Genomic DNA, 26,341 nt, shown 5'->3' with positions numbered 1-26,341 from the left:
GGGCGAATAGCTAAGGCACCACACATCATTATTAATAACATTGGTGCGTTATAGTTTTCTCCTAATATTTGTGCAACAACATAATTCCACAAAAATCAACCGCACTTTAGTAAGGAATAAATATGAAAGACGTCAATAATTGGTGGCAAAACGGTGTAATTTATCAAATCTATCCGAAGTCCTTTCAAGACACGACAGGTAGTGGCACAGGGGATATTCAAGGCATTATTAAACGCTTGGATTATTTACAAACCTTAGGTGTTGATGGCATTTGGATCACGCCAATGTATGTTTCTCCACAAATTGATAACGGCTATGATATTGCCAATTATCGTGAAATTGATCCGAGCTATGGCACAATGGCGGATTTTGAGCAACTCATTGCCGAAGCTCACTGTCGTAATATCCGCATTGTAATGGATATGGTGTTTAATCATAGCTCAACCTTTCATCAATGGTTTCAACAAGGCGAAGATCCGAATAGTGAATTTCACGATTTCTATATTTGGCGAGAACAACCAACCAATTGGAAATCAAAATTTGGTGGTTCGGCTTGGAAATGGTCGGATAAAGCACAAAAATATTATCTACATTTGTTCGCCCCTGAGCAGGCGGATCTAAACTGGAAAAATCCAAAATTACGGGCGGAATTATATGATATTTGCCATTTTTGGGCGGAAAAAGGCGTTGATGGGCTACGTTTAGATGTGGTGAATTTGATTTCTAAACCTGAGCATTTTAGTGATGATTTTGAAGGTGATGGCCGTCGTTTTTATACTGACGCTCCCAAAATTCATCAATATTTACAAGAGCTTAATCAACAGGCATTAAAACCTTTTGGCTTAATGACTGTTGGCGAAATGTCATCCACAAAGTTAGAGCATTGTCAGCAATACGCAAATTTAGCCGGAACAGAATTATCAATGACCTTTAATTTCCATCATCTTAAAGTGGATTATCCTAATGGGGAAAAATGGACTTATGCCCGCCCTGATTATGTAGAGCTCAAGTCAATTTTTAATTATTGGCAGCAAGGTATGCACAACAAAGCGTGGAATGCCTTATTTTGGTGCAATCACGACCAGCCACGCATTGTTTCTCGTTTTGGAGCGGAACAAGGCGAACTGCGTACGATTTCGGCAAAAATGCTAGCAATGTTACTACACGGAATGCAAGGCACGCCTTATATTTATCAAGGCGAAGAAATTGGAATGACAAACCCAAATTTTGCTCATATTGACGAATATCGAGATGTAGAAAGTCTCAATGCTTATGCCGAATTAAAAGAAAAAGAGCTTGATGAGCCGTTAATATTAAAAATTTTGGCACAAAAATCACGAGATAACAGCCGTACCCCAATGCAATGGGACAGCAGTGAAAATGCAGGTTTCAGCCGAGGAAAACCTTGGATTGATGTAGCGAAAAATTATCCGCAGATTAATGCAGAACAGGCAATGAATGATCCAGATTCCGTTTTCTATACCTATCAATCCTTAATTAAATTACGTAAAAATCTACCGATTTTAACCCGAGGCGATTATCGAGATTTATTACCGAATGATCCTAATGTTTGGATTTATCAACGCCAACAAGAGGGGAAAAGTGCGGTCGAAAAATTCACTGTTTTGGCAAATTTAAGCAATGAGCCACAACAAATCGAATTTCAACCACAGGGCGAAGTATTAATGAATAACTACGGCGATTTAGAACAGACAACAACAGGAATCATTTTGAAACCTTATCAAGCGGTTTATTTTTATCAAAATGCATTGTAGGCGTATGCTTGGTGTGGAGAAATCGTCTATTCCGACCAAACAATAGATAATACATAAAACAAGTAAAAAAATAACCGCACTTTGTAGATCGCAAAGTGCGGTTCAATTTTAGCAAGTTTTATAACCTAAATCGGTTTATCTAAAGAATTCATTTCTTATAAACTACTCCGCCCAATATTTTTTCTTAGAGGTTTTACCGATCCCTACGTTAAAGCTGTTAGTAGGATCGAGTTTTTGGTAAAACTTGCGTAAATCCACATTAGCTTGGTATAAATGCCCGACATTATGTTCTGCCGGATATTGAGCCCCCCTCCGATCCAGTAATACCAACATTTCGTGTTCAAGCTGCTCACAATCGTTGCCTTTCTTGATGATATAATCCTGATGAAAAACATGACACATAAAATGTCCGTAATAAAGTTTATGAATAATTTTGTTATCCATATCTTCAGGCAACTTTTCATACCAATCTTGATCGTTACGGCGAAGAGCGATATCTAAAGCGACGATATCTTCCACTTCCTTGTCGTGAATAGCACGATAACGAATCGCTGCAGAAGCGACAGCAAACCGGTGCAACATCGCGGCTTGGGTTTCTTCCGCGTTGCACTCAAAATATCCCCCCTTGATTGAATCGCCAAAGTAATTTTGAAGATAAGCTCTAGCTTCTTGCACACCCTTACCGCCCATTTTCAAGATAAGATGGTGTTCATATTGATCACGATATTGGCGTAAAGAGGCGGGCAAATGTTGCGGTAAGAATTTGGAGATAAACTGTAGTAATTTATCACTTAAATGCGAAGGCAAAAAACCGAATTTTTTAGCAAAGCGATCGGTTTTAGCTTTGAGAGAGAACAATTTCGGTAAACGGTGTGTTCCTGCTTTTTTAATAACCCAAAAGGTGTCTTTACCATATTCAGCGGCAACATCAAAAGCATCACGATGAATATATTCACCGGAAATAGGTAAATTTTCAAACCGACCAAGTATAGTACGACGAAGTTCGGTCAAAACTTGAGTTTGATTAGTGCCAATGTAGAACACTGCGGTTTCACTCTCTAAAGGAAAGGTATCTAAGCGAACCGCAAACACAGCAAGCTTACCCGCACAGCCGGAGGTTTCATAATGACGCATCGGATCCGCATTAAAACGAGCAGGGCTGGCTTCATCAATTTGGCGAACATGTCGGCAATATTGGTGATCGTGAGCTTTTTTATTAGTATCTTGCCGAATATCTTTGCATTGGTAATGATGCCCCTGCAAATTGGTTAAAATCTCTTCCGGCGTATCACCCAAATTGATGCCCAAATGATTGACTAATTCCAATTTACCTTCTGCGTTAATTTGAGCAAACAATGCCATTTCCGTATAAGCAGGACCACGTTGCACTAACGCTCCGCCGGAATTATTACAAATTCCGCCAATTACGGATGCACCGATACAGGACGAGCCAATCACAGAATGCGGCTCTCTTTTATGAGGCTTAAGCAATAATTCCAATTGATTAAGTGTAGAGCCCGGGAAACACACTACTTGCTCAGCGTTGTTAATCAACTGAATTTGATCCATTCGCATTGTGTTGATAATTACAACTTCACGATCATAATCATTGCCGTTTGGGGTTGAACCGCCCGTTAAGCCCGTATTCGCCGCTTGCGAAATGACAATTACATCAGCATCCACGCAAGCCTGCAATACCTGCCATTGTTCCCACAATGTGCCGGGACGAACCACCGCCAAAGCTTTACCTGTGCCAAAACGATATCCACTTCGGTAATGCTCGGTTTTACTCGGATCGGTAATAATATACTGTCTACCGACAATATTAGTTAAACGATTAATTAATGTTTGATTAGTCATATCTTAACTCCATACCAAGAATTTTATTTATTAAATCACATCAAATTTAACAATTATTTAATATTTCTTTAAAATGTGAGAAGACTCACAGAATCTTACATTATTCGTTGATTTAATCAGCAACGTAAATACGCTGAAAACTTGTGGTGAAAATATTGTCTGAAAAAGCGGCTGCACTTAAGAAGTCGTGGTGAATAATTGAAAAATACGTTAGATTCGCATCCAAATTCAAATAAAGACTTTACAAGTGAAGCAAAAAATGTAGAATACACGCCCGTTGCCGGTATCGTTCACAACTTGTATCGGTAGAGGGTTAATCCCATACTTTAATAATTCCTCCTTAGTTCAGTCGGTAGAACGGTGGACTGTTAATCCATATGTCGCAGGTTCGAGTCCCGCAGGAGGAGCCAAATTCTAAAAAGCCGCTAAAGGAATTTAGCGGCTTTTTGCTATCTACTCTTTTAATGACAATTTTATATTAGGAAGAAAGATGAAAAAGTTACTTTTACTCTGTTCACTTATTTTTGCTGCCTATTCCCCTATTTCTTACGCTGAAGTAAATCTCCGCGATGAAATGATGGTGATGGCGCAACGTCTGGTTTTTGCCAATAAATCAACAACCACAGAAGATTTTCGGAACAACATAGAAATGTTTATTAATGCCGCCGAGAAATCCAAAGAAACACTCCCGCCAAAATGGGAAGGAGATACATCACAATTTCCCGGTTATCAACAAGGGTTACAAAAAGTTATTAATATTGCAAAAGAAGCCGATAACCTCGCCAAACAAAATAAATTGAATGAAGCGAAGGAAAAACTGAATTCAATGCCTGAATTAAGAAAAATGTATCACAAGTTATATAAATAACTTAATGCTATTTTTTACAAGACTTTTATCTAAAAATCGCATCATACATCTCTTGAAATCCACCCTATAATGTTGTTAAATCTACACTTATTGTATGGTTATTAATTAATGAGTATTTAGAAGGATTTTATGTGTCAATTACTCGGTATGAACTGTAATACTCCGACAGATATTGTGTTCTCCTTTGAAGGTTTTCGTCGCCGTGCAGGCTTAACGGATTGTCATTCCGATGGCTTTGGTATCGCTTTTTTTGAAGGTCGTGGCGTGCGTATTTTTCGCGATAATCGTGCCGCTTCGCTTTCTCCCATCGCAGATTGTGTAAAACAATACAACATAAAATCACTGAACGTTATCGCTCATATTCGTAAAGCAACACAAGGCGAAGTTAATATTGAAAACACCCACCCTTTTATTCGTGAAATCTGGGGAGAAAACTGGGTGTTTGCACACAATGGAAATCTAAAAAATTTACCGGATATGTCGGAAAATTTCTGCCAGCCTATCGGTTCGACAGACTCTGAAGCTGCATTCTGTTATATGGCTGAATACTTAAAAAATCGCTTCCGTAAAAAACCGACGGAAATGCAGATTTTTGAGGCGATTCAAGAAATAACAAAAAAACTTTCCACATACGGTACGTTTAATTTTATTCTTTCCAATGGCGAATGGATGATTGCCCATTGCTCTACCAATTTGCACTACCTCACACGTAAAGCACCTTTTGGCAAAGCACATCGCATTGATGATGACGGTGTCATCGACTTTAATGATTATGCTAAAGAAGGCGATAAAGTAACGATTGTGACAACTTTCCCACTCACCAAAGATGAGGCTTGGACAAAAATGGAAAACGGCGGCTTTGTATTCTTTAAAGAAGGAGATAAAATCGCAGAAGTCATTGGTATTGCGAAAGAAATAGAAGATGACGGCACACTTGGTTTACATAAAGCCGCTTAATTAATCCCTCTAGAAATAAAAGTGCGGTTGATTTTCCACTTATTCTCAAATTAGGAATAATAGACAAAATGGTGGTTTAAGGTCTTATAGTAAAAGACTTTAAACCATATGAAGAACACTCTTCTCTCTTAACCCATCATATAAAGAAACATGGCATCAAAAATAATATTCAACAATATAAATACAATACCTGTAGTAAAAATTAAATCCAACCGCTATATGGTTTGATTATTCATAAAGGAAACAAACCTACAAAGAATTAGCTATAAAATATTATGTGATAAAAATTTAGTGTATCAGTTTTAATAGGTATTCATGCTCTACAAATTGTTAATACGGGACGAAATTAATACTATCTATCATCTTACTCTCAACAACTTATGAATAAAATACTATAAAATTCAATTAATTTCTTGTGATGGTCTGCGGGAATTACTCAAAGATATATTCAACACACCAACTAAAATACTCCAAACGTGCCTCTTTCATATAGTTGTAATAGCAATGATAAAATTAAGGGAAAAACTAAATCTTTTAGATAGAAAAGAATTAAAAATTTTAAGTTAACACCTTAAATAACAATCATAAAAATAATTTTTATCACATTTACATTATAGGCATTTAAACATCAAGATTATTTAACAAATACTCTGATAAAGTTAACAAGAAGGATTATCTCCCTTACAAACATAAAGGAGTAATAGAAACAGATGCTATAAACAAAATATAGAAAAAAATAATTCAGATTGAGGAATCATTTAGTAAACTTAAGTAAAGCAAATTTTTTTACACATCTGTTGCATATCTCCTGCTGTTTTATAAAAAAAATATCTATAAGAAGCACACAAATAATTATGTTTAAAATATTCTCCGGCTATTGGTAAAATCCTATGTTTAGGGCAACCGCCATGACAAAGAGATTTGAATTCACATTGTTGGCAAAGCTGAGTTAATTGACCCTGTTTCGTAAAACCAAAATGAGATTGTTTAGGCGATTGAGCAAGTTCTGCAAGAGAGGCTTGATTAAGATTACCTATTTTATATTCGGGATAAACAAAATGATCACAAGAATACACATCACCATTCGCTTCTACAACCAGCGATTTACCACAGGTTGGCTGATGAATACAGCTACTAGAAGGATAACCTAACCATTGTCCTAGCAGGTTATCAAACTCCAAAACGAAAATACGTCCAACATCTTGCTTTTTCCATTCATTAAACACATCTACCAAAAAATGCCCGTAACCTTTCGAGGGAACAGAGAATTTTTGTACGCAACCTGCATGCAGTTCCACAATAGGAATAAACTGCATGAAGGTAGAGCCTAACGCTTTTAAAGCAAGATAAGTTTCTTTTCCTTTGTGCCAATTTTGATCATTAATGACCGTCAAGGTATTAAAATCAACTTGATATTCTTTTAATAAGTCTAAGGCTTTCACTACACGAGCAAATGTCGGTTGTCCGTTACTCGTAATACGATAACGATTATGTACGGCACTTATTCCATCAATAGATAAACCGATCAAAAATTGGTGTTGTTTGAAAAAAGCCGCCCATTGGCGATTAAGGGAAATACCATTAGTTTGAAAGGCATTAGTAATAGTTTTACCATTCGCAAATTCTTGTTGAAAACTGACCGCACTTTTGAAGAAATCTAAACCTAATAAGGTCGGTTCCCCCCCTTGCCAAGCAAATTCCACGCGTTGCCCTTCATGTGATTCGATGTAATTTTTCACATAATTACGTAACGTTTGCTCTGACATGAAGGGAACTTTTGAACCGAAAGTTTGCTCTTTTTCTAAGTAAAAACAATATTCGCATTGAATATTACAATGAAAGCTACTTGGTTTTGCCATCAAATGGAAATTCGTTTTAGGTGAGAAAAGTGCCATACTACACTCCTTTTATTTCCCTTTGTGATGAGGTAATAATTCAGTAAATAAGCCATTTTGCCTTAATTCTTTTGCAATACGAATGGCGGTTTCCGTTTCACAACCTGCATATTCAGCAATTTCTCGATAAGTCCAGTTATAATAAGGAAAATTCTTTGTTAAAAAACACATACTATCAATGACGCGATCTAAAGTACGTAAATAGGCACTTTTCGCTAATCGTTGCTCTGCATCCCGTAATTCATTAGCAAGCGTTTGGAGTAAGACTTTGCTTAGTTGTAAATTATGTAAGAAAAATAGCTCAATGTTTTCCGGTTTGATTTGAATAACTTCCGCTTCAATTAAGATCTTTGCGCTACAGTGATAACGGCTGTCACCTAATCCAAACAAGGTACGAAAACCAAAATAATCCCCTTGACGATATAAGCGAACTAAGCTTTCTTTACCATTATCTAAAGTATGATATAAACCGACTAACCCTTCTTTGACAAAATAAAACTCTTGAGCAACCTCGCCTTGTTGATAAACCGTCATCCCTTTAATTAATTGATGTAAATAAGTCAGTTGGCAATGCCGCAAATCGGTTGGTCCAATTGGCGTGTCCATATTCCTTCCTATGTGATATTTATTTTTCATAGTTAAATTTTTCAAGATAATGAGGTTAACGCTTAATAAAACGTTAACCTCATCACCTTATATGAATCAGAGGAAAAAATAAAGGCGAACACATGTCGCCTTTCAGCGGTTAGATTTCATCAATAATTCGATAAACCCAATTTTCCAATGGATCCCCCAAGCGTTTCATCTCCACACGCATTTCTTCAAGCATTTCTTTTTTTACCCCCTTATAACGTTCATCGTAAAATAAATTATACATTTCTTCAGGATCGCAACGAACATCGTAAAGCTCACACACATCGGTCGCATTAAAAACCAATTTATAATCTTTACGATGCCACATCCGTTGTTCAAAATACACAAAATGCCCTGCAAGTTGCGCTAAAATTCCTTTTCGATCATTTTGTTGCTTTTCACGCGTGATCGGTAATAAAGTTTCCCCTTGGAATTCAGTTGGAATTTTTTGCTCTGCAATATCATAGACGGTAGATGTTAAATCATGTAAATAAACTAAGTTATCATCTTGTTCATTAACGCGATTCGATTTTGGATCTTTGATAATTAAAGGAATGTTGTAGGTCGTATCAAACATGAACTCCCCTTTTTCAATCATTCGATGTGCGCCCATTGCATCACCATGGTCAGCAGTAGCAACTAAGAAAGTACTCTCATACAAATTATGTTGTTTGAGAAAAACAAATAACTCACCAATAGCATCATCAATTAAGGTAATATAGCCCCAGAATTTTGTGATCACTTCTTTCCAATGATCTTCACTCGCTTCCCACATTCCCCACATTTTAGAAATAGTGCGGAAATGTCCCGGTTTACCTTCTAACGGTTTAAAGAAACTTTCATCTAATACAACATCATCTTTGCTATACATAGAATAATATGGTTCAGGCACGATACAAGGAGTATGAGGTCCCCAGAAGTTAATCCAAGTAAAGAACGGCTTGTTTTCCTCTAGTGATTCCCGGATATATCTTTTCGCTTCATCAACGATAAAATAAGGAATGGTTTGTTCTTTTGTCCCTGATAAAAAACCACAAAGTTCTTGTACCCGTAAATGCGGATTATCGCCAAAATATGCTTTGCTTACTTCAGGAAATTCAAAGCCTTTTTCCTCTAACCATTCTTTATAACGGTTAGAATGTGTAGGCGGTTGATTGAAAACTAAATTTTTATATACGCCGCTTCCAGGATAACCATAACCATCAAAATTATGTCCCTTGATATCATAATCTTCAGGCACAGATTTGGTTCCTACATGCCATTTACCTACAACATAAGTATTATATCCTTCTAATTTAGCAATATTTGGGGCTTGTTGACTAATTTCTCCAATTCCTCCTTTTTCCCCATTTTTGATAATGCCATGTGAAGATGGCATTAATCCTGTAAATAAAGAAGTACGCGCAGGTCCACAAACCGAAGCCGGCGTAAAAGCATTATTAAACCGAATACCATCTTGTGCAAGTCTATCAATATTCGGTGTTTTAACTACTTGATGCCCGTAAGCACCAAGCATATCTTTCCTTACTTGATCTAAGAGAATATAGACAATATTCATTATTTAAACCTCTTTTTTACTGCGAAATACAAATAGGAAAATAACTTGTAAGACCGCATAAATACCTAAAATTAAGAGTGGTTGACCTTCTGTTGAAGCTAAACCGAATGGTGAAAGTAAGACGTGTAAGGAAATCAAACCTAGCACTAATGATGCCACAGTGACACGAACATGTTCCCAGTTGGTTAAATCAACACCTTCTTTATTTTCCTTACTTTCTTCGTATGGTTCACGTTTTAAGAATTGACCTAATACCAACATCACAACGACATCAAATACGAACAATGCAGCCATCACGTACACAAAATTTACTTTCATTTGGAACACCCACACAATACAGAAATATAAAATAACATGTAACAATAAAGCAATCCGTGCCGCTAAACCTGAAACAGTTTTATTAAATAAACCGACTGCAAATAACGCAACAATTGGGATGTTTACAAAACCAGCAAAGCGTTTAGTTAATAAGAAAATTCCATCAGTACCGAACATTAATAAAGGACCGATAATCATTGTCAATACTGCCATAATCGCAGAGATTTTTTTCGCATGCAAAATTAGTTCTTTTTCTGTGCGTTGCGTTTTACTGATTGACGGTAATAAGTCCTTACAATAAATCGTTGCAGCAGAGTTTAAGAAAGAGTTAAATGTACTCAAAATTGCGCCAAATAATGCTGCAATGAAGAAACCTTGTAAGAAAGTTGGTAATACACGATTGACTAAGGCCGGATAAGAGGTATCAATAGGATTTAGCCCTTCGCCAAGAATATGGAAGCTTAATAAGCCCGGTAAATTGAGAATTAATGGTAATGTTAAGAGGAATAATGCAGCAAGGAGAATCCCTTTTTGACCAGATTTTAAATCTCGCGCCCCTAACGCACGTTGTACAATTGCTTGATTAGTCGTCCAATAGAAAAAATTCACAATCAAAATACCTGTAAAAATTGCAGGCCAAGGTACCGCATCTTCTGCTCCACCAATTGCATTGAATTTTTCCACATGTGTTGTTGTGATCGTTTTAAAACCCACCGCAATATTGCCATCACCCAAATAAATTAAGGCAAAGATTGGTACTAATAATGCACCCACGACTAAAAGCACTGCATTTACCGTATCTGATACCGCAACCGCTTTTAAACCGCCAAAAATAGCATAAATTGCCCCGACAACACCGATAGCCGTTACCGTATAAACAATTGATTGACCATAGCTAATTCCAAAAACGGTCTCTAAATTAAAAATTTTATTAAAGGCAATCGCTCCCGTATAAAGTGCGGTTGGAATAACAATAAATAGATAGAATACCAAGAAAAGCGCAGACATGATTAAGCGCGTTTGCCGGTCAAAACGATTCTCAAAAAATTCTGGAATTGTGGTATAACCGTTTTTGATATATTTAGGTAATAAATAAAGAGCTAAGAAACATAATGGAATAACAGATTGTACTGTCCAAGCAATAATTGAGAAATTACCTTTATAAGAAACAGCGTTAACACCAATTAATTGCTCTGTTGATAATGATGTTAATACCATTGAACAACCAATTACAAAACCACTTAATCCCCGCCCGGCTAAGAAATAACCTTTAGAAGTGCTTAAATCATCATTTCTGGTTTTTTTCCATGAAATAAATGCGACTATTCCCGTTACGAGGAGAAAAGTACTAATTGTGATAAACATAATATCCCTCCTTGCTCATATTGAGATAAATGAAAATATTTAAAAATATATTACAACTATAATGTAATTGCTATCTAAGCATTTATGATACTTATCATATAGCCATAGTGACTTAGATCACAAAATTTAAATAAATAAGAAAATATTTTACAATATGAGGGTGATCATAAATCGTAAGCTCAAAATCAAGCCATAATAAGTATGTAATGGTCTAATATATAAAAATGGTACTTTTATGAGCTTACAATTAATTTTCATTCTTATTATGTGCGGTATATTAACTAATCTAATGTCAGCTATTTTAGGCATTGGCGGCGGTGTACTGATGGTGCCGATTCTATATACAGTATTTCCCGAGTTTCCATTACAAATGGTGGCGGCAACCTCCCTTACAATCGTAATAGGAACCTCTTTAATTAACCTAATTTATTTTTATCAGCAGAAAATTCAGATTAATTTCAAAACAATGCTATTTTGGTGTGCTGGTATGATGGCAGGAGTTCAATTAGGTTTTGAAGCCAGTTTCTATCTAGCAGATACTTTCATTATAATGATTTTCATCATTGTATTAACTCTCTTGTCTTTACAGACCATTTTTCAAACCAAAACAGCTAAAATCGCTCGATCAGAACGTGATGAAAACCTAAAGGGAATATTGCTATGTTTATTTGGTGGTAGCGTAGCAGGTATGACTGGGATTGGCGGTGGTTCTATCATGGCACCTTTAATTAGCCAACTAAGCATCGTAAAGCCACATCAAATAGCCCCTTATACTAACTATATGATAGTATTCAGTGGTTTAGGCAGCTTATATGGGTATATATCTAAAACCCCACCTTTTCATCTTGATTACGCCTGGCAAATTGGCTATGTAAATTTTTCTGTTGTTACCATTGTAGTATTAAGTTCATTTGCAACTAGCTTTCTTTCAATGAAGCTCCGTGGTATCTTAGTTCCTAATATGGTGAGAAAATTATTAGGCTTAACTTTGTTGACAATTGCAACTTATATGTTAATTGTACATTTGTTGAAATAGGTATTGTACATATGCTACACAATACCAGGAAAACCGACCGTACCTAGTACGAATACTCAAAGGTTAAGCAAGTAACCCAAGTTTTTTTAAAGCTAAGACTGAGCAATAAGCCGATCAATAATCCTATGATATAGACAACCTATCTCCCAAATGGGCTCATGGCCTATTTTCTATTTGTTAAGCATAAAAATACACAACTCCCAACTCAATAATAATTCTCATTATATCACCTTGATTTTAATCATCTTTTCTATTGTTTTTAGATATCTCTTTTTATTTATGTGATCTATTTCAAACTTTCTCTTTTTAAATGATGGTTTAATCAGGCTTCTTTTATCATTGCTCAATCAGATTGTGGGGACGATATATGAGTAATATGGATCAAATTAGTCGCCGAAATTTTATTAAGACATCATCGGTAGGTATTGCGTTTGCCGTTTCTGATCTTACCTTGCCATTTAATGCGGTAGCGGCAGAAACACCGATAACCTCCGAAACAAGTGAAGAAAAAATCGTATGGAGTGCTTGTACGGTAAACTGCGGTAGTCGTTGCCCATTGCGTATGCATGTGAAAGATAATCGCATTACTTATGTGGAAACGGATAATACTGGTACAGAAACGTATAATGTGGATCATCAGGTGCGTGCTTGTTTGCGTGGGCGTTCTATGCGCCGCCGAGTATATAATCCCGATCGCTTAAAATACCCTATGAAGCGTGTGGGTAAACGTGGTGAAGGCAAATTTAAACGAATCAGTTGGGATGAAGCTTTAACGGAAATTGCCGAAGCATTAAACCGAAATATCGAAAAATATGGCAACGAATCGATTTATTTAAACTACGGTACAGGTACGCTCGGCGGCACGATGACAAAATCATGGCCGCCTGCATCTACGATGCTTGCACGTTTTATGAATTGTATCGGCGGTTATTTAAACCATTATGGCGATTACAGCACGGCACAAATTGCGGTAGGCTTAGATTATACCTATGGCGGTGGATGGGCGCTTGGTAATGGTATGGCGGATATTGAAAATAGCAAACTTATTGTGTTGTTTGGTAATAATCCTGCCGAAACACGTATGAGCGGTGGTGGTTTAACCTATTGTATCGAACAAGCTAAAGCTCGCTCCAATGCGAAGATGATTATTATCGATCCTCGCTATAACGATACGGCAGCCGGTCGTGAAGACGAATGGATTCCTATCCGTCCGGGAACAGATGCCGCACTTGTATCGGCATTGGCTTATGTGATGATAACCGAAGATCTCGTTGATCAACCTTTCCTTGATAAATATTGTGCCGGCTATGATGAAAAAACCTTGCCGAAAGAGGCACCTAAAAATGCTCATTACAAAGCCTACATTTTAGGACAAGGTGATGATGGTATCGCTAAAACACCGGAATGGGCATCAAAAATAACCGCTATCCCAGCTGATCGAATTATTAAACTTGCTCGTGAAATCGCTAGCACAAAACCGGCATTTATCTCACAAGGTTGGGGACCACAACGCCGTAGCAACGGTGAGCTTATTTCCCGAGCCATTGCTATGTTACCTATTTTAACCGGCAACGTAGGCATTCACGGTGGTAATACAGGGGCGCGTGAAAGTGCATATAGTCTTCCGTTTGTGCGTATGCCGACCTTAGAAAATCCGGTCAAAGCCAGCATTCCGATGTTTATGTGGACGGATGCCATTATTCGAGGCACGGAAATGACCGCACTTAGCGATGGTATTCGTGGTGTGGATAGACTTTCTTCACCGATTAAAGTTATTTGGAATTACGCAAGTAACTGCTTGATCAATCAACACGCACAAATCAATCGCACTCACGATATTTTGCAAGATGAAAATCAATGCGAAATGATCATCACCATTGATAATCATATGACATCCACCGCGAAATATAGTGATATTTTGCTACCAGATTGTACCGCTTCCGAGCAAATGGACTTTGCCTTAGATGCTTATGTGGCAAATATGAACTATGTGATCTTTGCCGACCAAGTGATTAAACCTGTTTTTGAATGTCGTACGATTTACGATATGTTAAGCGATTTAGCAGAAAAAATGGGCGTGAAAGAAAAATTCACCGAAGGACGCACGCAAGAAGAATGGCTACGTCATATTTATCAGCAATCTCGCCAGCAGCTCCCTGAATTACCTGATTTTGAAGCATTTAGACAGCAAGGCATTTTCAAGAAAGTCGATCCGGACGGCTTCTATGTGGCATATAAAGATTTTCGTGAAGATCCGGAAAAAAATCCGCTTCAAACGCCATCAGGAAAAATTGAAATTTACTCCTCTCGTCTAGCAGAAATCGCCAAAACTTGGAAATTGGCGGAAGATGAGGTAATTCACCCGCTACCAATTCATACGCAAAGTTTTGAGCATTACGGCGATCCGCTGATGAAAAAATACCCGTTACAACTGAGCGGTTTCCACTATAAAGCCAGAACCCATTCTACCTACGGCAACGTGGATGTCTTAAAGGCGGCAAACCCGCAAGAAATGTGGATAAACCCCATTGATGCAGAGCCTCGAGGTATTAAAAACGGCGATATGATTCGTATCTTTAATGACCGTGGCGAAGTGCGTATTCACGCAAAAGTTACCCCGCGTATTATACCGGGCGTTGTGGCATTAAGCGAAGGGGCTTGGTATGCACCGGATAAAGATCGTATTGATCACTCCGGTTGCATCAATGTTTTAACCACCCAACGTCCGTCCCCTTTGGCGAAAGGCAATCCGCAACATTCTAATTTAGTTCAAGTGGAACGCTTGTAGGGAGTAAATAATGGAACAATATGGTTTTTATTTTGATTCTGAACGCTGCACAGGCTGCAAAACTTGTGAATTAGCTTGTAAAGATTACAAAGATTTAGGCACGGAGGTAAATTTCCGCCGTATTTATGAATATACCGGTGGCAACTGGAGCCTACAACCTAATAATTGCTGGCATCAAGATGTCTTTGCCTATTATATGTCTATTTCGTGTAATCATTGTGCCGATCCGGCTTGTACCAAAGTTTGCCCTACCGGAGCAATGCACAAAAATGAAGATGGCTTTGTCATCGTCAATGAAGCGATTTGTATCGGCTGTCGTTACTGCCATATGGCTTGCCCTTATGATGCACCGCAATATGATGCGAAAAAAGGCAATATGACAAAATGTGACGGTTGTTATTCTCGTGTAAAAGCAGGGCAAAAACCGATTTGTGTCGATGCCTGCCCATTGCGTGCCTTAGATTTTGCACCGATTGATGAACTTCGCACAAAATATGGTGAACAAGCCGCTATCGCACCATTACCTCCGGCTGACATTACTCGTCCGAATTTAGTGGTGAAACCAAATAAAAATGTCCGCCCAAGTGGTGATACAAACGGGTTCTTAGGCAACCCGAGAGAGGTGTAAAAATGAATGCTGGGTTAGATGAACTTCCATTGGTTTTTTTCACCGTACTGACGCAAAGTGCGGTCGGTGCGTGGCTTGTTTTTTCTGTTGTGCTCGCAGGCACGAAAAGTGAAAAAAGCCGTGCTTACATTCATAAAGCGATCTTTGTGATTTTGCTTTTCTTAGGGTTGGGATTTCTCGCATCAATGATGCACTTAGGCTCGCCGATGCGTGCGTTTAACGCATTAAATCGTTTGGGAGAATCAATGATCAGTAACGAAATTGCTTCAGGTGTGCTTTTCTTTGCCCTTGCCGGTTTCTATTGGTTACTCGCCCTCACGGGGAAAATACCGATTGCCCTTGGTAATTTTTGGCGAATTTTGACCGCTATTATCGGTATGGTCTTTATGTATATGATGGATCAGGTTTATCACATTGTCAGTGTGCCGACTTGGCATACTTCATTAACCTCTTGGTCATTCTATCTCACCGTTGCATTGGGCGGACTTGTGCTGGCTTATGCTTTGTTAATACCGAATCAACAACGTGAATATCATCTCAACCTCGTACCGAGCTTATTTGCGTTTGCTTTATTACTCACCGCAGTGGTTGCCTTGTATCAAGGTTTTCGTTTACAAAATATCCATAGTGCGATCCAACACGCTGTTGAACTTGTACCGAATTACGCCGTAATGACAGCCGTTCGCTTATGTTTACTGGCTATCGCTGTATTCATTTTATTCCGTACAAAACATACGGGGTTACTTGCTTTCGCTGTAATATTGACATTACTTGCCGAAGGCATTGGACGTGTGCTGTTTTACGGCTTACATATGACATCAGGAATGGCAATCGGGGCTTAAGAGTAGCTAAAAAGTGCGGTCTAATTTTACGGAGAATTTATGCAAAACACCCTTGACCAAATTTCCCTTTACGGACGTTTACTCGGTGCCGCTTTTTATTATGAACCGGAGGATATACGCTTTGTCGGTATTCTGGATTTCTTCCGCCAACCGAATTGGACGTACGATTGGGAAATGGCGTTTGATGCAAAAATATGTGAAAAAGCGACCGCATTTATCACACAAGGATTAAGTCAAGATCTCAGTGAGCAATATCAACGCTTATTTATCGGCCCGAACGAACTCCCAGCACCGCCTTGGGGGTCGGTCTATCTTGACCCTGAATGTGTCATTTTTGGTAATTCGTTGCTCGCTTTACGAGATTTTCTACGCCGACATCAAATTATATTCCAAGCACAACAAGATGAACCTGAAGATCACATCGGTTTAATGTTTATGCTCGCTGCTTATCTTGCAGAAAATCGACCGCACTTAGTCATTGAATTTCTGTGTGATCATTTTTTAACTTGGGCGTTACATTTTTTAGCACAACTCAATCAAGCAGAAAATGTGCCGTTTTATCAAGGGCTTGCAATACTTGCCGAACACACATTACAACGTTGGAAAACAGACTTGCAGATTGATGTGCCTAAAGTTAGGTTTTATCGATAATGAAAAACGAGGCCTATTATCAGGCTTATTTAAGCCATAACCAAATCTCTCGTCGTGGTTTATTACGCCGTTTATTTACAGTGAGCGAATCGATAAAGGTTAAAAATCAGCCCCCTCGTCCACCTTTTGCGGCGAGGGAAGATTTATTTTTGACCGCTTGCATTGGTTGTGGGGAATGCGTTTTCGCTTGCCCCAATGGTTTAATTCAATTAGAACAAAATCGTGCTGAGCTTGAAATAGACTACGCACCTTGTGATTTATGCGGCAAGTGTGCAAAAGTCTGTCCAACACACGCCCTAGATCCCAACTTCACGGCAGATACATTTCTCCGACCACAATTTTCTTCCGATTGTTTAATCAAACAGCAGATTTCCTGCACCGACTGCCAAACCCTCTGCCCACAGCAAGCCATTTCACCGGATTTAACGGTAAATAACGAATGTTGTAATGGGTGTGGGGAATGTAAAATCGCCTGTTTTGCCAATGCGATTACATTGAAATAAAAAAACAGGTAAATTTTCTACCGCACTTTGCTGAAGGAAGGAAGGAAGGAATGAAAAATGGGCTTAATTCAAAACATCAAGCCCGTTTTATTATTTTAAAATTTTAATTTGTTTCCGATGGTGTTTTCTTAGCAACATAATTATAAATAACAAGTACGATAAAAATTCCCACCATAGAGAATGTGATCATATCTTTAGAAAAATATTGCGCCATATAGCCCAGTAAAATTCCCACCCCACCAAAATCGGCATCAGAGAAAGTAGTATTCGCAAAACCTAACGAACCCAACACCGGCAGCAAAAATACGGGCAGGAAGGTGATCAGTAATCCCTGTGCAAAGGCGCCTAAAATAGCCCCTCGTCGTCCTCCTGTCGCATTACCGAATACACCGGCAGTCGCCCCACAGAAAAAGTGCGGTACAACACCTGGAAGAATTAACACCCAATTTAATTGATTTAACAATGCAAGCCCGACAATACCTCCCACAAAACTGGAAAGAAAACCGATCAATACGGCATTAGGCGCATAAGGGAACACAATCGGGCAATCTAATGCCGGTTTGGCATTCGGCACTAATTTTTCGGAAATACCGGTAAAGGCAGGCACGATTTCTGCCAAAATTAGACGCACACCTTGTAAGATGATAAACACACCCGCCGCAAAAGTGATAGCTTGAATTGCGGCATAGACAAGATAATGTTGACCGTTGCTATAATGCGTGGAGACATAATCACTGCCGGAAGCGATAGCAAGGATAAAATAAATCACCATCATTGTAAGAGAGATCGAAATAGAACTATCACGCAAAAAACTCAAATTTTTCGGCAAATTCATTTCTTCGGTCGATTTAGAACCTTTCCCTACCGCTTGACCAATCGCACCGGAAAGCACATAACCCAGCGTCCCGAAATGCCCAAACCCGACATCATCACTTTCCGTGATTTTCTTCATATAGAAATGGGCAAGCGCAGGGAAAAACGCCATAATCAAACCGAGAATGAGCGCGCCGGTAAAAATTAACTCTCCCCCTCCAAACCTGCCACAGTAAGGATTACCGCTATCATACAAGCCATATAGAAAGTATGATGACCGGTTAAGAAAATAAATTTTAAACGGGTAAAACGTGCAACGATAATATTCGCCACCATACCAAACGCCATAATAAGTGCGGTTGCCGTGCCGTATTTTTCAACTGCCATTGATACGATGGCTTCATTATTCGGAATGATACCTTGCACATTAAAACCGTATTCAAACATTCCGCCTAATGGGGAAAGCGAACCAAGTAAAACGCTTGCACCACCGCCTAACACGATAAAGCCGAGAATGGTTTTAATCGTCCCTTTAATCACATCCGGAAATGATTTTTTCTGTATGACTAAGCCAATTAAGGCGATTAATCCCACTAAAATAGAGGGAACTTTAAGGATATCGAGAATAAAGAAAAGAATAGATTCCATATTATGCTCCTTGTTGGTAATGCAACAACATTAGCGATTAAAATATGCTGCAAGTTTTTCTTCAAATTCTGCCACACTAACAATGTTTTTCATCACAATTACCCGTTCAGCCGGAATTGGGCTACTTTCTGCAATATCACGCGCCATAATAAAAATATCCGCATCATCCACTGTCACAGAGGCTAAATCCGTATGTCCCACTTCAGCCTCAACCCCTAATTTTTTTAATGCTTTTTTGATGTTCATTTCCATCATAAAGCTACTACCGATACCATGTCCGCAAACAGCCATAATTTTCATAATTTTTCTCCTATCTAGCTAATTGAATTCATCACAATATCTAAATGAGGGAAACTTTCCTTCGGCGTAATCCACTCATTTATGGTAAATCTGAAACAAGTCTATGCTTGAATGAATGCCTTATCAATGCGCAATATTTAAAAATGAGATCCTCTTAACATTTTTTCTTTAGGTCTTTTATTGAAGTCAAACACGATTAAAATTAGCGGAGAGGGGAAATACTTATTTAAGTAAATGGTGTAGGAGCGTCACGCTTAATATCCGACTATATTAAATTATGACAACATCAATGAAATATAAAATTCGGACGCCAAATATGGCGTCCCTGTGTTCATTCAAAAATAACGTTTTGTGCAGCTAATGAATAATCACAAATTTCCGACCGCACTTTCTATACTACAGTCTAGCCTTTTCGCCACCGAATTCATCCAGTAGATTTTCAGTCAACTTGGCAAGAATTCCCGTCATTAACACAAAATCCGCATCGAAACGTTGGGCGAAATCCTCTTTGAGAATATCGTCATTTTTTTCACGTACCGCATCGGCAAATTTCAAACGTTTGAGCGTGCAATCTTCATTGAATACAAAACTCAGGGTATCTTCCCATTCTAAGGCTAATTTACTCACCACTTTTTTACCTTCTTGCAATAACGCAAGAATTTCTTCATTTTCAAGGGGTTGCTTTTTACAACGAATGATACTGTCTTCTTGGCTTCCCCGTAATTCCGCTTCTTCTAACGCAACCAACCAATGAGGCAAGCTATCTTGAGTAATCCAATTGGTTAAAATCGTGCTTGGCTCATTGACAAAAGCAAGCGGTACAACAGGCAGAGAACCTAAGGTTTTACGCAACAACGCCAAAGCATCTTCCGCACGTTTACTTGAAGCCGCATCAATATGAATAAAGTTATTTTCCGTATCAATCCATAACGATGTATGTTGATTTTTACTGAATGCTCGTGGCAATAAATTCATTACTACATCATCCTTCAAGGTTTGTTTTTCCACTTTTTTCAGTTTGCGGCTTTCTTTTTGTTCAAGCATTTCGATGCGTTCCTCCAACTCGCGTTTCACCACATTCGCCGGGAGTATTTTTTCTTCTTTTTTCGCCACCAATAAGATCTGTTTTCCCACTGCAAAATACAATATATCCGTGCCTTTCAATGGTGAGGACCAACCGAATTTACTTTGATCTTGCGCACTACAAGGGTGAAAGCGGCAATCTTCAAGTTGCATTTGAAGAACCGTTAAATCCCATTCCAAGGGTTTAGTAAGCCTATAAGTCATTAAATTTTTAAACCACATCGTAAAACTTCCTTAATAATCGGGTAAAATACGATACATTGTAGCCCATAAACCCATAGGAAAAAAATGATGCAGCAGAAATTAATCGCCTTTATCGGCGGTGGCAATATGGCACAAGCAATCGTACTTGGCTTGTTGAAGCAAGGTTATCCCGCCACACAAATCATCGTAAATGATCCTAACGAAGAAAAACGCGCTTTCTTTGCTCGTCTTGGTACACTCACCTCAACGGATAATGTAGAAAGTGCCACCCGTGCAGAGGCGATTTTACTTGCCGTAAAACCTCAAATGATGGCAGAAGTATGCGCACCATTAAGTGCGGTTGATTTTTCCAATAAATTATTAATTTCGATTGCGGCGGGGATTTCAACAACCCGTTTGCAAGCATTGATTCCAACGGCTAAATCACTCGTTCGGGTAATGCCGAATACGCCGTCATTAGCGGGTGAGGGAATGGCAGGTTTGTTTGCACCCCAAAACACAGCTGAAATCGACCGCACTTTTGCGCAAAATCTACTCGGTGCAGTAGGGAAAACCCGATGGGTGGAAGATGAAAGTCAAATGCACGCTGTTACCGCAGCATCAGGCAGCAGCCCCGCTTATTTCTTTTTAATGCTGGAAGCAATGCAACAAGCATTGATTGAAATGAATATTGAATCGGAAACAGCCCGTGAATTAGTGCAACAGTCAATGTTAGGAGCTGCCAAAATAGTAATAGAAAATCCGCAAACGGCACTTTCAACATTGCGTGAAAATGTCACCTCCAAAGGCGGCACAACCGCAGCGGCATTAAATGTTTTCAATCAAAGACAATTTAATCAAATCGTTACAGAAGCAATGCAAGCCTGTGCCGAACGTTCACTAGAAATGGAAAAATTATTCTAATGCAAATTCATCCTTTTTATTGGCTTGCCTTGAGCTTTCTCGGCTATTACTGTGCTTACGGCGTATTTTTGCCTTTCTTTCCTGCGTGGCTAAAATCCCAACAATACGGCGAAGAAATGATTGGGCTTGTAATTGGCAGTGCTTATATTTTCCGTTTTATCGGCGGAATGTTTTTTTCAGCGTTGATTAAAAAAGCGGAGCACATCATTAATTCTTTGCGTTTACTCGCCTTGGCTTCAACCGTCATTATGGCGGCAATGAGCTTTGTCAGCCATAATTTTTGGCTGCTTTTTTCCGCTATCGGATTATTTGCTATGGTAAATTCCGCCGGAATGCCTATCGGTGATTCTTTAGCCTCCACTTGGCAGCGCCAAATCGGCTTGGACTATGGCAAAGTGCGCTTGATAGGTTCGGCTGCTTTTATCCTTGGGGTTGTCGTCTTCGGCGGAATGATTGATCGATTGGGTGAACAAAATATCGTGTGGATTTTAACCGCACTTTTATTGTGTTATACAATGATTCAACTGCTCAAACCCACTATTCCACCAAAAGATGAACTGCTGCAAGATGGCACTGAAAATCAAATCGGCTTTTTGGCATTATTGAAAAATCCCATCACGCTACGTGTGATGATTGCGGTTGGGCTGATTCAAGGATCGCACGCCGCCTATTATGTCTATAGCACCATTTATTGGACAAGCCTTGGTATTCCCGTTTCGCAAACAAGTTTGCTTTGGGCGGTCGGTGTTGTTGCTGAGATTTTGCTCTTTTTCTTTTCCCGCCGATTGTTTCAAAATCGTGCGGTAAGTACGATTTTTTATCTTTCCGCCTTAGTCTGTCTTTTACGTTGGCTCGGTTTGGCCTATGCAAACAATTTTTGGGAAATATTACCCCTGCAACTGGCTCATGGCATTACTTACGCTGCCTGCCACTATGCTATCGTGCGCTATATTACCACCCAACCGCAAAACCACATTGCCAAGCTGCAAGGCTTATATAACGGGCTTTCCAACGGTGTATTGATTGCATTATTCACTGCTCTTTCCGGTGTAATTTACCCAATTTCTCCATCAATGACATTCCTATCAATGAGTGCCGTTGCTGCAATGTCTTTCCTTGTGATTCCACGGAAATTGGATGCGTTTTTAATAAAACGAAATGAATAATTGAGGAAAATTCGTTCCCGAGGAAAAAGATAATATGAACAACTTATCATTGGTCGATTTATTCCTTAACGAATATTGGATCGAAAAAGGACTTTCTGAAAATACCGTGCAATCTTATCGGCTGGATCTGACCGCACTTTGCAACTGGTTAGATAAAAAAAATCTCAACTTAGAAACCCTAGATGCAGTGGATTTGCAAGGTTTTCTCGGTGAACGTTTAGAACAAGGCTACAAAGCCACCTCCACCGCACGAATGTTGAGCGCAATGCGCAAATTGTTTCAATATTTATACCGTGAAAAATACCGCACGGATGATCCCTGTGCAATGCTCAGTTCTCCGAAATTGCCCGACCGTTTACCAAAATATTTAAGCGAACAGCAAGTCAGTGATTTACTCAACACGCCGAATGTGGAGATCCCCCTTGAACTACGGGATAAAGCCATGCTGGAATTACTTTATGCCACAGGATTACGCGTAACGGAACTGGTATCACTAACCATTGAAAATATGAATGTGCAACAAGGCGTTGTGCGTGTGATTGGCAAAGGCAATAAAGAACGCATCGTCCCAATGGGGGAAGAAGCCGCCTATTGGATACGTCAATTCGTATTGTATGGTCGCCCCGTATTATTAAACGGGCAAAGCAGCGATATTGTGTTTCCCAGCCAACGCACTCGGCAAATGACCCGCCAAACCTTTTGGCATCGGGTTAAACATTACGCGGTTTTAGCGGAAATTGACACCGAAGCCCTTTCCCCTCACGTACTACGCCACGCCTTCGCAACTCATCTTGTCAATCACGGTGCGGATTTACGGGTGGTACAAATGCTGCTTGGGCATAGCGATTTATCCACCACCCAGATTTATACCCATGTTGCCAAAGAACGGTTGAAACGCTTACATGAAAGATTTCATCCTAGGGGATAAAAAGCATTTTATTTTTACTGAAATTCGATATGAAAAAAGTGCGATCAAAATTCGCATTATTATGTAGATACCGAAAATTCCCCCCATTTTCCGACCGCACTTTTATCTAAAACATCACTTCAACGCCAACACTCTTGCGACATTCTGTGCGGCGGAAATGAGATTTTGTTCGCCTTGTTTTAGGATATCGGGTAAATCACCTAATTGACGAATGATAGGGAAGACGGCATCAATGCCATGGGCGAAAACCACATCGTAATCCTCACGCAAGCAACCGACAACGGCGATCACCGGTTTATTGAACCGTTTTGCCGTGCGGGCGACACCGATTGGGGTTTTCCCCATAATGCTTTGTGCATCCATTCGGCCTTCTCCAGTAATCACATAATCCGCATCTTTCACATAATCCGCAAGACGTAGAGTATCCAGCACAATTTGTACACCGGCTTTAAGCTGTACGTTTGGTAACAATAATAATCCACCGCCCATTCCACCTGCTGCGCCTGCCCCTGCCAGCTCTTTGATTTGCTTACCGCAATCACGTTCGGCGATTTCAGCAAAATGTGCGAGCGCCATATCAAGTTGTTTTACCATTTCAGGCATTGCGCCTTTCTGTGGGCCGAAAATCGCAGAAGCACCACATTCACCACAAAGCGGATTATTAACATCACAGGCTACTTCAATGTGAACATTGTGCAAACGCGGATCCAACTGTCGAACATCAATTTGAGCAATATTGATAAGCTCTCCTCCGCCAAAGCCGATTTGTTTACCTTCTGCATCCAAACATTGCAATCCCAGTGCTTGTAACATTCCCACACCACCATCATTGGTCGCACTGCCGCCAATACCGAGAATGAATCTTTCCACACCAAGCTCAAGTGCTTGTTTAATCAATTCACCCGTGCCATAGCTGGTCGTAATTAATGGATTGCGTTTTTCAGGCGGAACCAAATGCAAACCGGAAGCTGCAGCCATTTCAATAATCGCCGTTTTACCATCACCGGATAAGCCGAAAAAACTTTTCACTTTATTGCCTAAAGGTGCGGTCACTTCACATTCGATAAGCTTACCTTGAGTCGCATCCACTAAAGACTGAACCGTGCCCTCACCGCCATCTGCCATCGGTAATTTCACATATTCCGCCTCAGGAAAAACACGTTTAAAGCCGGTTTCAATCGCCGTTGCCACTTCAAGTGCGGTCAAACTTTCTTTAAAAGAATCGGGTGCAATCACAATTTTCATTTTGCCCTCCTGTGTTTAGAATAAATTAAATACGCCGAAAATTAAGGTAGAGACGATAGTCATTATCAAACCGACCGCACTCTCATAAGGAATGAGTTTTAAACGCTCTTTCATTTCCATATTCACGCTTCCCCCCGTTGCATGGAAGAATGAACCGTGCGGCATATGATCGAACACTGTAGCACCGGCGTGAATCATTGCCGCACCGGCTAAAGCACTTACCCCAAGTTCAAGCAATGTGCCACTAAACACGTTAGAAGCAACCGCCGTACCTGCCGTGGTAGAAGCCGTCGCCAAGGACATTAATGCCCCTGAAATCGGTGCAAGAATATAAGACGGCAAGCCAGAATGTTCCAAACCTTGAATCAATACGTCTTTTAAACCTGAATTGGCAATAATGCCCGCCAATGCGCCTGTTCCAAGCAACATAATCGCCACCGGTGCCATTTTGCCTAAACCACTCATTGCATAACCATTCGCTTGACGTAATTTCCCCATACAAAGCGCACCGATTAAACCACCTAAGGGTAAAGCAATAAGCGGATCAACCTTAATATCGCATAATGGACGAAGGGCAAGTAACAAAATCGCCACAAGCGGTGCGACAAGTGCGGTTAAAAATGACGGTAAATTTTGAGTTTCTACGGTAACCACTTCTTTATCCGTTACTTTAGAACCTTTATTAATCAATCGTTTGGCTAAAACATAAGTCAAAATCAAGCCGAAAATTGCCGGAATTACACCTGCCATCATTACAGAGGTGAGCGGCAAATGGAAAGTATCGGCGGCAGCAATCGCATTTGGATTCGGCGACATAATGTTACCCGCTTTCCCTCCGCCAATCATCGCTAACAAAATCGCCGGTTTAGATAAGTCGGTACGACGCGCCAAAGCAAGAGCAATGGGTGATACGGTGATTACCGCCACATCTACAAACACACCCACAGCAGTTAAAATCATTGTCGCCAACGCTAAGGCAAGTAATGCCCGCGTTTCACCGAGTTTGTTCGTGATCGTTTCTGCGATAGAATTTGCCGCACCGGATTCAATCAATACGCCTGCTAACACACCGGCGGCTAAAATACGCATCACGGCGGTGGTAATCCCCTGTGCGCCACCAATCATCAAACTTACCGTTTGAGATAAATCCGCACCGCCAATCAATCCGCCGACCAACGCCCCAGCCAACATTCCATAAGCGGGGGAAACTTTTTTCAGAATAAGGAAGATGGCAACGATTAACGCCACCAATGCCCCTAAAGCAGATACAGTCGTCATTTTTTCTCTCCTATAATAAAAAATTAGAGAGATTATTCCGCGATAACAAAAAAATAGCTTTATTCGGATAAACAAAAAATTCGGTCAAAAATGACC

Annotated in this window: 21 protein-coding genes, 1 tRNA gene and 1 pseudogene; 13 read left to right on the top strand and 10 right to left on the bottom strand. The window is 39.6% G+C overall.

All coding sequences use genetic code 11. The features are described 5' to 3' along the window. Window positions 1-122: 122 nt before the first annotated feature. Window positions 123-1,775: an alpha,alpha-phosphotrehalase gene (gene treC, locus HEMROJRC1_RS07375; protein WP_226692312.1), complete on the top strand. Its 1,653-nt coding sequence runs from the start codon at window positions 123-125 to the stop codon at window positions 1,773-1,775. A 162-nt stretch (window positions 1,776-1,937) separates the two neighbouring features. Here the strand turns inward: treC and dld are convergent, their stop codons facing one another. After that, complete coding sequence (gene dld, locus HEMROJRC1_RS07370) at window positions 1,938-3,635, bottom strand: D-lactate dehydrogenase (RefSeq protein WP_226692311.1); 1,698 nt, start codon at window positions 3,633-3,635, stop codon at window positions 1,938-1,940. A 334-nt stretch (window positions 3,636-3,969) separates the two neighbouring features. On the opposite strand from dld, the gene HEMROJRC1_RS07365 reads away from it, so the two are divergent. From HEMROJRC1_RS07365 to HEMROJRC1_RS07355, 3 genes are all read left to right on the top strand, one after another. Further along, window positions 3,970-4,045: transfer RNA gene (locus HEMROJRC1_RS07365), tRNA-Asn, on the top strand. 80 nt (window positions 4,046-4,125) lie between these two features. Beyond that, the gene (locus HEMROJRC1_RS07360; protein ID WP_226692310.1) at window positions 4,126-4,503 is read left to right on the top strand and encodes a cytochrome b562; all 378 of its coding nucleotides are present in this window, start codon (window positions 4,126-4,128) and stop codon (window positions 4,501-4,503) included. A 129-nt stretch (window positions 4,504-4,632) separates the two neighbouring features. Beyond that, the gene (locus HEMROJRC1_RS07355; protein ID WP_226692309.1) at window positions 4,633-5,460 is read left to right on the top strand and encodes a class II glutamine amidotransferase; all 828 of its coding nucleotides are present in this window, start codon (window positions 4,633-4,635) and stop codon (window positions 5,458-5,460) included. A 767-nt stretch (window positions 5,461-6,227) separates the two neighbouring features. On the opposite strand, the gene HEMROJRC1_RS07350 is transcribed toward HEMROJRC1_RS07355, so the two are convergent. The 4 genes from HEMROJRC1_RS07350 to HEMROJRC1_RS07335 form a co-directional block, all read right to left on the bottom strand. Next, window positions 6,228-7,355 (bottom strand): anaerobic sulfatase maturase, encoded by a 1,128-nt coding sequence (locus tag HEMROJRC1_RS07350; RefSeq protein WP_226692308.1) that lies wholly within the window; start codon window positions 7,353-7,355, stop codon window positions 6,228-6,230. Between the two features lie 12 nt (window positions 7,356-7,367). Continuing rightward, window positions 7,368-7,961, bottom strand: a complete 594-nt coding sequence (locus tag HEMROJRC1_RS07345) for a Crp/Fnr family transcriptional regulator (protein ID WP_226692307.1) — start codon at window positions 7,959-7,961, stop codon at window positions 7,368-7,370. Between the two features lie 139 nt (window positions 7,962-8,100). Next, window positions 8,101-9,546 carry a sulfatase-like hydrolase/transferase gene (locus HEMROJRC1_RS07340; RefSeq protein WP_226692306.1) on the bottom strand — a complete coding sequence of 482 codons (1,446 nt, stop codon included), beginning with the start codon at window positions 9,544-9,546 and terminating at the stop codon, window positions 8,101-8,103. A 3-nt stretch (window positions 9,547-9,549) separates the two neighbouring features. After that, window positions 9,550-11,229: a solute:sodium symporter family transporter gene (locus HEMROJRC1_RS07335; protein ID WP_226692305.1), complete on the bottom strand. Its 1,680-nt coding sequence runs from the start codon at window positions 11,227-11,229 to the stop codon at window positions 9,550-9,552. A gap of 235 nt (window positions 11,230-11,464) precedes the next feature. Here HEMROJRC1_RS07335 and HEMROJRC1_RS07330 point away from each other — a divergent pair, with 235 nt between their 5' ends. From HEMROJRC1_RS07330 to napF, 6 genes are all read left to right on the top strand, one after another. Then, on the top strand, window positions 11,465-12,265 hold the full coding sequence (locus tag HEMROJRC1_RS07330; RefSeq protein ID WP_226692304.1) for a sulfite exporter TauE/SafE family protein: 801 nt from the start codon (window positions 11,465-11,467) through the stop codon (window positions 12,263-12,265). 367 nt (window positions 12,266-12,632) lie between these two features. Continuing rightward, the gene (locus tag HEMROJRC1_RS07325) at window positions 12,633-15,053 is read left to right on the top strand and encodes a DMSO/selenate family reductase complex A subunit (RefSeq protein ID WP_226692303.1); all 2,421 of its coding nucleotides are present in this window, start codon (window positions 12,633-12,635) and stop codon (window positions 15,051-15,053) included. A 10-nt stretch (window positions 15,054-15,063) separates the two neighbouring features. Then, window positions 15,064-15,681, top strand: a complete 618-nt coding sequence (locus HEMROJRC1_RS07320; protein ID WP_226692302.1) for a DMSO/selenate family reductase complex B subunit — start codon at window positions 15,064-15,066, stop codon at window positions 15,679-15,681. A 2-nt stretch (window positions 15,682-15,683) separates the two neighbouring features. After that, on the top strand, window positions 15,684-16,523 hold the full coding sequence (locus tag HEMROJRC1_RS07315) for a DmsC/YnfH family molybdoenzyme membrane anchor subunit (RefSeq protein ID WP_226692301.1): 840 nt from the start codon (window positions 15,684-15,686) through the stop codon (window positions 16,521-16,523). Between the two features lie 39 nt (window positions 16,524-16,562). Further along, a complete protein-coding gene (gene dmsD, locus HEMROJRC1_RS07310; protein ID WP_226692300.1) occupies window positions 16,563-17,174 on the top strand; it encodes a Tat proofreading chaperone DmsD in 612 nt (203 codons plus the stop codon). Next, entirely contained in the window at window positions 17,174-17,677 is a 504-nt protein-coding gene (gene napF, locus HEMROJRC1_RS07305; protein ID WP_226692299.1) for a ferredoxin-type protein NapF, read from the top strand. Before dmsD ends, napF begins: the two co-directional genes overlap by 1 nt. A 103-nt stretch (window positions 17,678-17,780) precedes the next feature. Here the strand turns inward: napF and HEMROJRC1_RS07300 are convergent. From HEMROJRC1_RS07300 to rdgC, 3 genes and pseudogenes are all read right to left on the bottom strand, one after another. Beyond that, window positions 17,781-19,138, bottom strand: a pseudogene (locus HEMROJRC1_RS07300) (PTS ascorbate transporter subunit IIC). A 30-nt stretch (window positions 19,139-19,168) separates the two neighbouring features. Continuing rightward, entirely contained in the window at window positions 19,169-19,438 is a 270-nt protein-coding gene (locus HEMROJRC1_RS07295) for a PTS sugar transporter subunit IIB (protein WP_226692298.1), read from the bottom strand. A gap of 396 nt (window positions 19,439-19,834) precedes the next feature. Then, a complete protein-coding gene (gene rdgC, locus HEMROJRC1_RS07290) occupies window positions 19,835-20,743 on the bottom strand; it encodes a recombination-associated protein RdgC (protein WP_226692297.1) in 909 nt (302 codons plus the stop codon). A 69-nt stretch (window positions 20,744-20,812) separates the two neighbouring features. Between rdgC and proC the strand changes: the two genes are divergently transcribed. Genes proC through xerD form a run of 3 tightly spaced genes read left to right on the top strand, consistent with a single transcriptional unit; the run spans window position 20,813 to window position 23,722 of the window. Next, window positions 20,813-21,628, top strand: a complete 816-nt coding sequence (proC, locus tag HEMROJRC1_RS07285) for a pyrroline-5-carboxylate reductase (protein ID WP_226692951.1) — start codon at window positions 20,813-20,815, stop codon at window positions 21,626-21,628. Next, the gene (locus HEMROJRC1_RS07280; protein ID WP_226692296.1) at window positions 21,628-22,794 is read left to right on the top strand and encodes a 3-phenylpropionate MFS transporter; all 1,167 of its coding nucleotides are present in this window, start codon (window positions 21,628-21,630) and stop codon (window positions 22,792-22,794) included. Before proC ends, HEMROJRC1_RS07280 begins: the two co-directional genes overlap by 1 nt. Before the next feature lie 34 nt (window positions 22,795-22,828). Next, window positions 22,829-23,722: a site-specific tyrosine recombinase XerD gene (gene xerD, locus HEMROJRC1_RS07275; RefSeq protein ID WP_226692295.1), complete on the top strand. Its 894-nt coding sequence runs from the start codon at window positions 22,829-22,831 to the stop codon at window positions 23,720-23,722. 114 nt (window positions 23,723-23,836) lie between these two features. Here the strand turns inward: xerD and HEMROJRC1_RS07270 are convergent, their stop codons facing one another. Together HEMROJRC1_RS07270 and HEMROJRC1_RS07265 are read right to left on the bottom strand one after the other, a co-directional pair. Further along, on the bottom strand, window positions 23,837-24,967 hold the full coding sequence (locus HEMROJRC1_RS07270) for a glycerate kinase (RefSeq protein ID WP_226692294.1): 1,131 nt from the start codon (window positions 24,965-24,967) through the stop codon (window positions 23,837-23,839). Window positions 24,968-24,982: 15 nt separating this feature from the next. Then, window positions 24,983-26,245, bottom strand: coding sequence for a GntP family permease (locus tag HEMROJRC1_RS07265; RefSeq protein WP_226692293.1), 1,263 nt, complete (start codon window positions 26,243-26,245; stop codon window positions 24,983-24,985). Between the last annotated feature and the right edge of the window lie 96 nt (window positions 26,246-26,341).

The sequence above is a fragment of the Rodentibacter sp. JRC1 genome (assembly GCF_020521555.1).
Taxonomy (GTDB): Bacteria; Pseudomonadota; Gammaproteobacteria; order Enterobacterales; family Pasteurellaceae; genus Rodentibacter; species Rodentibacter abscessus.
This window is presented reverse-complemented; position numbering and strand designations above follow the sequence as displayed.